Source organism: Aeromonas sp. 600774, from assembly GCF_049175075.1.
Classification (GTDB): Bacteria; Pseudomonadota; Gammaproteobacteria; order Enterobacterales; family Aeromonadaceae; genus Aeromonas; species Aeromonas veronii_A.
In genome coordinates this window covers 148,094-155,883 of the sequence record NZ_JAAKUJ010000014.1, presented here as the reverse complement: position 1 = coordinate 155,883, position 7,790 = coordinate 148,094, and the positions used below count along the sequence as shown (strand labels likewise).

Genomic DNA, 7,790 nt, shown 5'->3' with positions numbered 1-7,790 from the left:
CACTAATTTGAAGGCCTTCCCGATTGGGAAGGCCTTTTTGCTATGGGCGGTTTGCTCATAAGAGCCACAGATTTGCATACCAGAGCCAGCACAAGCCCAGTCTGACGACCGGGCTTTGGTGTTTTTAGCGTGTTAGACAGCCAGTGTTAGTGTTTATCTGCAGGAAGAGAACCAGACAGCCTGTTCTTATCACTATTTTCTAGTTATATCAGAGCGTTATCAGCTCAATTTACAGCCATTCGAGTGGTGCTATGGCCAACCAACTCAGGCTTTATCTGCATGCTGGCTACAAGACAGCTCCATATTGCTCCCTCTCCTCTATCTTGGAGGCCAAGCTGCTTGGTGAGGTTGGGAATACCGAGATTGCCGGATTAATCAGGTACCGTTCAAGCAAAGAGGCCTTCCCGTCGGGAAGACCTCTTTGCTTTATCTATCAGCTGATTACCATCACTCGGTCGATTTATCAGGGCTTCTCTTTGTTGCCAATGCTCAGGCCGAGCTTGATGGAGAGGGCTGCCAGTAGCAGCAGCATCATGATCAGGGAGAAGAAGTTGCTGCCAAGCTCCGGGTATTGCACCTTGAGCAGCGCGGAGTGGCCGAAGACACCGATAAAGAAGCAGAGCAGGGTGCAGATGGGGGTGTTGCCCACCATGGGTTCATGGCGATAGTGCTGAAAAAGCTGGTAGGCCGCCAGCCAGAGGGCAATCAGCGGGAAGAAGGAGAAAGGCACGACCGAGTTGGTCAGCACGGTCAGAGATGCATCGCCACAGATGCCTATCAGCATGGCCATGGCGAGCGGTTTTTTGGGGATCATAAGCTGTTCAGACATGTCATTCTCCATCCTGTGGTCATGGGTGGGGTTCACGGCGCTTCTGGTTTTGTACCTCTGCGCCCATGGCTATCATCCGCAGTTGGCGAATAGTTCGGTCGGAGAGCGCCCGGCACTCTTCGCTGGTCATGTCGAGCGCATCGGCACCGGCACTGAAGACGATGGTAACCATGGCTTCTGCCTGGATGTAGGCATCTTCCCGTGGCGCTCTGGTCGTTGCTTCAAGGTAGTCGGTCAGCTCGGCGATAAAGTGCTGGATCTCGCGTGCTACCGCCTGGCGAAACGCGGCCGAGGTGCCTGAACGTTCCCGCAACAGCAGGCGGAAGATATTGGGATTGTTCTCGACGAACTCCATAAAGGTCTGCACCGAGGTGCTGATGACACTGCCACCACCGGCAATGCGCTGTCGTGCCTGGCGCATCAGTTGACGCAGGGTCAGTCCCCCCTCATCAACCAAGGTGAGTCCCAGCTCCTCCATGTCGCGGAAGTGGCGATAGAAGGAGGTGGGAGCGATACCCGCTTCACGGGCAACTTCCCGCAGACTGAGGTTGGAGAAACTTCGGTTGGCGCATAGTTGGCTGAATGCAGCATCAATCAATGTACGCCGTGTTTTTTCTTTTTGTTGAGCGCGAATACCCACGAAATCAGTCACCTTCAGCTTAACGAGGCCAAATGATAACCCGAAGGCGCCTTCGGATCAGGTTTGTATCCTACTTTTTTACCATTGACCATGGCGAAGTTGCCATGGAAAATGGCTAACAGCTGTTCGCTGAAAGGATGCAAGAAGATGGCTAAACCCCCGATTATTATCACCAATACCCTGTTGTTTTCCCTCTCCGGACTGGTTGCACTGGTTGCCGTGCCCTGGTATGGCATGAGCCACGGTTACGACATCTGGCAGTGGGTCACGCTCCTGCTGCTGTTCTGTTTGAGTGGCCTATCCATCACCGCTGGCTATCACCGTCTCTGGTCGCACAAGACTTATAAGGCGCATCCTGCGTTGCAGTGGTTGTTTGCGATTGGCGGTGCGCTGGCATTGCAGAACTCGGCGTTACACTGGGCTGCCGACCACCGTCGCCATCACCGCCATGTGGATGACAACGATAAGGATCCCTACAGCGCCGGGCGCGGTTTTTGGTACTCCCATATTGGTTGGATGCTACGAGAGTATCAGGGAGATGTGTATGGCGATTACAGCAATGTACGGGACCTGCAGAATAACTCCGTAGTCGCGTTTCAGCATCGCCACTATCTGGTGCTGGTACTGGCGACCAATCTGGGCCTGCCGCTGTTGCTTGGCCTGTGGCACGGGGATCTGCTCGGCATGCTGCTGCTGGCGGGCGTGCTGCGGATGGTGATGACCCACCACACCACCTTCTTTATCAATTCACTGGCACATATTTGGGGCAGTCAGCCTTATACCGACCGTAACACGGCCCGCGACAACGGTATTTTGGCCTTTTTTACCTTTGGTGAGGGGTATCATAATTTTCACCATCTGTTCGAGCATGATTACCGCAATGGCATTCACTGGTGGCAGTTCGATCCGACCAAGTGGTTGATTCGATTTGCCTCCTGGTGTGGCTTGGCGGCAAACCTTCGTTCTGTGCCGGAAGAGCGGATTGAACAGGCAAGGCTGGAGATGCAGTTGAAACGGGCCCAGGCGCAACTCTGCAAGCAGGATGACCGTGAATTGTGGCAGGCACTGTTACAGGAAGAGTATTCAAAGCTGAGCCAGCAGCTGCAGCACTACTACGCCAGTCGCAAACGACTGCTGGAACAGCGCAAGCGCAAGGCTCTGGCGCGCTATGACCGTCTCAAGCTGCAATTGGAGTACAGAGCCCTGCGGGACAGCTTTATCGCAGGTAAGCGCAGCTGGAGCCGCCTGCTGGCAGGTATCACTACACGGGCTGCCTAGCTGGATGAAAAAGAAGACCGCCGTCAGGTGGTCTTCTTTTGTGTAGCGGAGGCAGCAGGTTGTTTGCTACTCGGGTCGATCCTGTTCTTGTAGCAGGCTCAGGGTTTGCTGCTCCAGTGGGCTCAGTCCCAGCTGTTCACAGGCCTGCTCAAAGCTGATCCCCAGATGGCACATCATGATGTCGATGGCGGGTAGATAGTTTTTCATAGCTTCATCCATGGTGATCCTCCAGACCCGTCACTTATCCCCTGAATCGCTCGGGGCGGCAATTAGACTTTAGGCTTAGTCTGGCTATTTGCTAGGCATCCCTGCCACTGGGAGAGGGAATTTGTTACCCTGCACCATGATAAAAATAGTTGTCGTATGACTGCGAGCAACAGGTGAGGAGCAGGGCATGTTATTGAGTTTCTTGATCATCGCTTCAGGTTGGTGGCACATCCGTGCTGCCTACGGTTCAGACAGCCGCCAGTTCTATATCAGCAAGCCGCTGACCATGCTGTTTATCATCGCCTTGGCATTCGGCTACCAAAGTTATGACCACGACGGTTCTCACGCCTGGATCCTGCTCGGCCTCTGCCTCTCGCTGGCGGGGGATGTGTTGCTGATGCTGCCAAGCGATCGCTTCATTCAGGGATTGGCGGCATTTCTTGTCGCGCATCTCTGCTATATCGTCGGGTTTGCCCAGGGGCCGCTGTTGCTCAATCTGGTGGACGGTTTGCTGCTGTTGCTGATTGCCGGCATGGTATTTGGCCTGCTGTGGGGCAAGCTGGGGGAGATGAAGGTGCCCGTGTTCTGCTACATGCTGGTGATCATCGGCATGGCCTGGGTCGCCGCCGGCGCCTGGCACGCCTCCCTCACCGCCGGCAGTGCCGCCGCCCTGGTGGGGGCGCTGATGTTCCTGTTCTCCGACAGCATGCTGGCGCTGGACCGTTTCCGCCGCCCCTTCCCCCATGCCACCGCCTGGGTGATGACCAGCTACTTCGCCGCCCAGTTTCTGATTGCCGCCTCGCTGGCGGGGTGACTGTGGCTGAGTTGTCCCCTCGCCAAGGGGAGTGTGCAGACAAAAAAACGGGCCCTCAGGCCCGTTTTGCTATTCCATTCTCACCGTTTCTCACGCCTCTAGCGGTTCGGCATTCGCTGCCCGTGGGGCGGGGGATTTGAGTAACAACATCAGGCCGCTGGCGATCAGCAGGAAGATCCCCATGATGTAGAACACCTGGTTGTAGGCCATGATGGCCGCCTCCCGGTTGATGGTATTGGCCAGCATGGCGTGGGCTTGCTGCTGGGCAATCTCGGGGCCTGACCCCTGCGCCATCATGCTCTGGGCCAGCTGCAGCAGATAGGTTTGTCCCTCGATGCTGCTGGCGGCCAGAGTGCTGCCAATTTGCAGCACATGGGTGCGGGTATCGTTGTCGAGCAGGGTCGCGATGATGGCGATACCGAACGCGCCACCGAGGTTGCGCAGTACGTTGAGCAGGGTCGAGGAGGAGGGGATCTCGTCGTGGCTCAGGCTGGCGGTGGCGACCAGGGAGAGCGGCACCATGATGAAGGGCTGCCCCAGCGCCCGCACGATAAGCGACTGGATCAGCTGCGGCCCGGCGTAGTCGGCACTCATGTTGACGTTCATAAAGCAGCTGACGGCGAAGATAAGGAAGCCGAAGCTCACCAGATAGCGCGGGTCTATCTTGTGGGTCAGTTTGGGCACCAGCGGTAGCACCAGCAGTTGCGGCAGCCCCATCCACATCAGGACTTCGCCGATCTCCAGCGCGTTGTAGTTGTGGATCTGGGTCATGTAGAGCGGCAGCACATAGATGGAGCCCATCAACGCCATGCCGAGGATCAGATAGGCGAAGCAGGCCAGCGCGAAGCGCGGGTTGTGCAGCAACCGCAGATTGACCAGCGGGTGACGGCGGATCAGCTGGCTGATGACGAAGAACACCAGCGCCACTGCCGAGATGACCGCCAGTCGCACGATGAAACTTGAGCCGAACCAGTCTTCCCGATTGCCCTCTTCCAGTACCACCTCCAGCAGGCCGAGGCCAAGTGCCATGGTGACAATCCCGATGAGGTCTACCCGCTTGATCACGGCCCAGTCCACCGGTTTTTTATCCAGCCCGTGGGCCAGCATGGCCATCACCAGCAGTCCCGGCGGCACGTTGAGATAGAAGATGTAGTGCCACGACATCTGCTCGGTGAGCCAGCCGCCGAGGGTTGGGCCGATGGCGGGGGCGAAGGTGGCACAGAGGCCAAACAGCGCCATGCCGGTGGCCCGCTTTTGTAGCGGCAACAGGGTGACGATGAGGGAGAAGGCCATCGGGATCAGCGCCCCGCCGGTGAAGCCCTGCAGCGCCCGGAAGACGATCATGCTGGTGAGGTTCCAGCTGAACGAGCAGAGCACGGAGGCGGCGATAAACGCACTGGTGGTCCAGAGTAGGTAGCGGCGCACGCTCAGCCCCCGGCTCAGCCAGCCGCTCAGGGGGATGGCGATCATCTCCGCCACCAGATAGGAGGTGGAGATCCAGGAGCTTTCGCTCAGGGTGGCCGACAGGGCCCCCTGAATATCCTTCAGGGAGGCATTGGTGATCTGGATATCGAGGATGGCCATGAAGGCGCCGATAAGCCCCCCCATGACCGCGATCCAGTTGCGACGTGGAATGGGTTCCATCAGTTGGCAGCCACCACGGGCTCAGGAGTGCGGGTATCCACGATCACTTCGGTGGAGAGACCCGGCAGCAGCTTGCCTGCCAGCGGGCCTGGCTCGGGGATGCGGATCTTCACCGGTACCCGCTGCACGATTTTGGTGAAGTTGCCGGTAGCATTCTCCGGTGGCAGCAGGGCGAACTTGGCACCGGTGGCCGGGGCCAGGCTGTCGATGATCCCCTCGACCGGTTGATCCGGGTAGGCATCGAGCACCACTTCGACCTTCTGGCCCGGCTGCATATGGGCGAGCTGGGTCTCCTTGAAGTTGGCCTCGACCCACACCTGCTGCAGCGGCACCAGACTGGCGACCTGCATGCCGGACTGGACGTAGAGCCCTTCCCGCAGACTGCGCTTGCCGATGATGCCATCGGCCGGTGCTCGCAGCTCGGTATAACCTAACTCCAGCTTGGCCTGCTCCAGTTGTGCTTCGCTCAATGCCAGCTTGGCCAGGTTCTGTTTGCGCTCGGCATCCAGTACCAGCAGTCGCTCACGGGCCGCCTGCAGGGCGGCTTTGGCCTCTTCGGCCTGCGCCCTCGCCACCTGAAGGGAGGCGTTCACCTCATCAAGGCTATCTTGCGAGCTGTAGTGGCGCTGGTTGAGCTGACTGATCCTGTTGACCTGCTGGCTGGCGCGCAGCTGTTCGGCATTGGCCGAGGCGACCTTGGCCTCGGCCTGCTGGATCAGGCTCCGTTGTTGGGTGCGGGTGGCGGCCAGATTTTCGGCCGTCGCCTGATTGAGGCGCAGGTCGGCTTCTGCTTCCGCAACCCTGGTGTTGTATTCGCGATCATCGAGACGGGCGATCAACTGACCCGCTTTGACCGGCTGGTTGTCGGTGATCAGCACTTCGCGGATATAGCCGGGCAACTTGGAGCTGATCCCGGTCACTTCACTCTGCAGGTAGGCGTTGTCGGTACTTTCAAAATAGCGGCCGTGAAGATACCAGTAACCGGCGAACAGCAGACCGAGCAGCGCTAATATCATGGCTGCCAGCAGGGGAATTTTTTTGTGTTGACTCATTTTTGTGATTCCTGAACTTAAGGGGCGCAGGCTAACACTGGTCAACTGTTTCGATTAGTATGAGATATCGAGATATATAGTTTCACTGGTGCAACAATGGACCTCAATGCCGCGTTAATTCTGGTTCGTATCGTCGATAAGGGCTCATTTACGGGAGCCGCCCGAGAGCTGGGAATGACCAAGGCGATGGTCAGCCGCCGTATCGCCGAGTTGGAACAGCGGCTCGGGGTTCGCCTGCTCTACCGTTCCACACGTCAGCTCACCTTGACCGAGGAGGGGGAGAAGTACTACCTGCACTGCAGCAAGGCCGTCGATGCCCTGACCGAAGCCGAGCTGATGCTGAGCGCCAGCCAGCAGGAGTTGACTGGCACCTTGAAGCTGGCGGTACCCATCGAGACGGGTCAGCTGGTGATCGGGCGGATCGTCGCCAAGTTTTTGCAACGCTATCCCACCCTGCAGGTGGAACTGGAACTGACCAACCGGGTAGTGGATCCCATCAGCGAAGGTCTGGATGCCGTGGTGCGGATAGGTGACATGAGTGACTCCAATCTGGCGGCTCGCCGACTCTGGAGCACTGGGCGGTTACTCTGTGCCAGCTCGGACTATCTGGCGCGCAGCTCGGCCATCACGCGACCGGAAGATCTGGCAAACCATGAGCGGGTGACGGTGAGCAGCGGATTTCTCGCCTCTCACTGGTGCTTCGAGCGAGATGGCAGAGAGGTACTGGTTGACCCCCCATCCCGTTTTCGGGTCAATAATATTACCTGTGCCCGAGAGGCGGCGAAGGCGGGGCTGGGGTTGGCCTCGCTACCCGCTATGCTCTGTCAGGAGGAGTTGGCCAGCGGTGAACTGGTGACCCTGCTGTCCGAGTGGCAGCAACCCAGAGTCCCTATCTATCTTTTGTTTCCGGAGCGGCAACTGATGCCGCGCAAGTTGCGGGCATTCATCGATTTCATGATTGAGAACGGCGCCGAGTTTGGCATCGACAAGCTGTTATAAGGGGGAGCTATGGATAACTGGATCAATCTCTATCGCGCCTCTCATACCCTGGAGGCACACGCCCTGAAAGGGGCGCTGGAGGTCGAAGGGGTGGCGGTGCGTCTCAATGGCGATGGCCTGTCAGGCGCTTTTGGCGATCTGCCCGTTGACCTGCTGCAGGTGACCTTGATGGTCAGGGCCGAAGATCGCAGCAGAGCAGGGCGGGTTATCGAGCGTTACCAGCAGCGGCAAGGTAATGGCTGGCTGTGCGGTCAGTGCGGGGAGGAGAACGGCGCCAACTTCGAAGTGTGTTGGCGCTGTCATCACGATCCCCACGACAGCTAATCT

9 protein-coding genes are annotated in these 7,790 nt (G+C 58.1%); 4 read left to right on the top strand and 5 right to left on the bottom strand.

Features of this window, described 5'->3' with window-relative positions:
• Positions 1-463: 463 nt before the first annotated feature.
• Positions 464-829 (bottom strand): YijD family membrane protein, encoded by a 366-nt coding sequence (locus G5171_RS16330; RefSeq protein ID WP_005341821.1) that lies wholly within the window; start codon positions 827-829, stop codon positions 464-466.
• 19 nt (positions 830-848) lie between these two features.
• Positions 849-1,469, bottom strand: coding sequence for an HTH-type transcriptional repressor FabR (fabR, locus tag G5171_RS16325; RefSeq protein WP_005341820.1), 621 nt, complete (start codon positions 1,467-1,469; stop codon positions 849-851).
• 147 nt (positions 1,470-1,616) lie between these two features.
• Here fabR and G5171_RS16320 point away from each other — a divergent pair, with 147 nt between their 5' ends.
• Entirely contained in the window at positions 1,617-2,747 is a 1,131-nt protein-coding gene (locus G5171_RS16320; protein ID WP_421212479.1) for a fatty acid desaturase, read from the top strand.
• A gap of 66 nt (positions 2,748-2,813) precedes the next feature.
• On the opposite strand, the gene G5171_RS16315 is transcribed toward G5171_RS16320, so the two are convergent.
• Entirely contained in the window at positions 2,814-2,954 is a 141-nt protein-coding gene (locus tag G5171_RS16315; protein ID WP_216980339.1) for a hypothetical protein, read from the bottom strand.
• 187 nt (positions 2,955-3,141) lie between these two features.
• Here G5171_RS16315 and G5171_RS16310 point away from each other — a divergent pair, with 187 nt between their 5' ends.
• Positions 3,142-3,768, top strand: coding sequence for a lysoplasmalogenase (locus G5171_RS16310; protein WP_421251090.1), 627 nt, complete (start codon positions 3,142-3,144; stop codon positions 3,766-3,768).
• 90 nt (positions 3,769-3,858) lie between these two features.
• On the opposite strand, the gene G5171_RS16305 is transcribed toward G5171_RS16310, so the two are convergent.
• Positions 3,859-5,412 (bottom strand): DHA2 family efflux MFS transporter permease subunit, encoded by a 1,554-nt coding sequence (locus tag G5171_RS16305; protein ID WP_319920123.1) that lies wholly within the window; start codon positions 5,410-5,412, stop codon positions 3,859-3,861.
• Positions 5,412-6,464 (bottom strand): HlyD family secretion protein, encoded by a 1,053-nt coding sequence (locus G5171_RS16300; protein ID WP_421260426.1) that lies wholly within the window; start codon positions 6,462-6,464, stop codon positions 5,412-5,414. The genes G5171_RS16305 and G5171_RS16300 overlap by 1 nt, the downstream gene beginning before the upstream one ends.
• 96 nt (positions 6,465-6,560) lie before the next feature.
• On the opposite strand from G5171_RS16300, the gene G5171_RS16295 reads away from it, so the two are divergent.
• Both G5171_RS16295 and G5171_RS16290 read left to right on the top strand, forming a co-directional pair.
• A complete protein-coding gene (locus tag G5171_RS16295) occupies positions 6,561-7,463 on the top strand; it encodes a LysR substrate-binding domain-containing protein (protein ID WP_421260425.1) in 903 nt (300 codons plus the stop codon).
• A gap of 9 nt (positions 7,464-7,472) precedes the next feature.
• Entirely contained in the window at positions 7,473-7,787 is a 315-nt protein-coding gene (locus G5171_RS16290; RefSeq protein WP_005341811.1) for a DUF2007 domain-containing protein, read from the top strand.
• Positions 7,788-7,790 lie beyond the last annotated feature (3 nt).

Excerpts from the sequence above, each read along its gene's own strand:
- G5171_RS16315 (WP_216980339.1), bottom strand. The coding sequence starts at position 2,954 with ATGAAAAACTATCTACCCGCCATCGACATCATGATGTGCCATCTGGGG.
- G5171_RS16295 (WP_421260425.1), top strand. The coding sequence starts at position 6,561 with ATGGACCTCAATGCCGCGTTAATTCTGGTTCGTATCGTCGATAAGGGC.
- G5171_RS16310 (WP_421251090.1), top strand. The coding sequence starts at position 3,142 with ATGTTATTGAGTTTCTTGATCATCGCTTCAGGTTGGTGGCACATCCGT.
- G5171_RS16330 (WP_005341821.1), bottom strand. The coding sequence starts at position 829 with ATGTCTGAACAGCTTATGATCCCCAAAAAACCGCTCGCCATGGCCATG.
- G5171_RS16320 (WP_421212479.1), top strand. The coding sequence starts at position 1,617 with ATGGCTAAACCCCCGATTATTATCACCAATACCCTGTTGTTTTCCCTC.
- G5171_RS16300 (WP_421260426.1), bottom strand. The coding sequence starts at position 6,464 with ATGAGTCAACACAAAAAAATTCCCCTGCTGGCAGCCATGATATTAGCG.
- G5171_RS16290 (WP_005341811.1), top strand. The coding sequence starts at position 7,473 with ATGGATAACTGGATCAATCTCTATCGCGCCTCTCATACCCTGGAGGCA.
- G5171_RS16305 (WP_319920123.1), bottom strand. The coding sequence starts at position 5,412 with ATGGAACCCATTCCACGTCGCAACTGGATCGCGGTCATGGGGGGGCTT.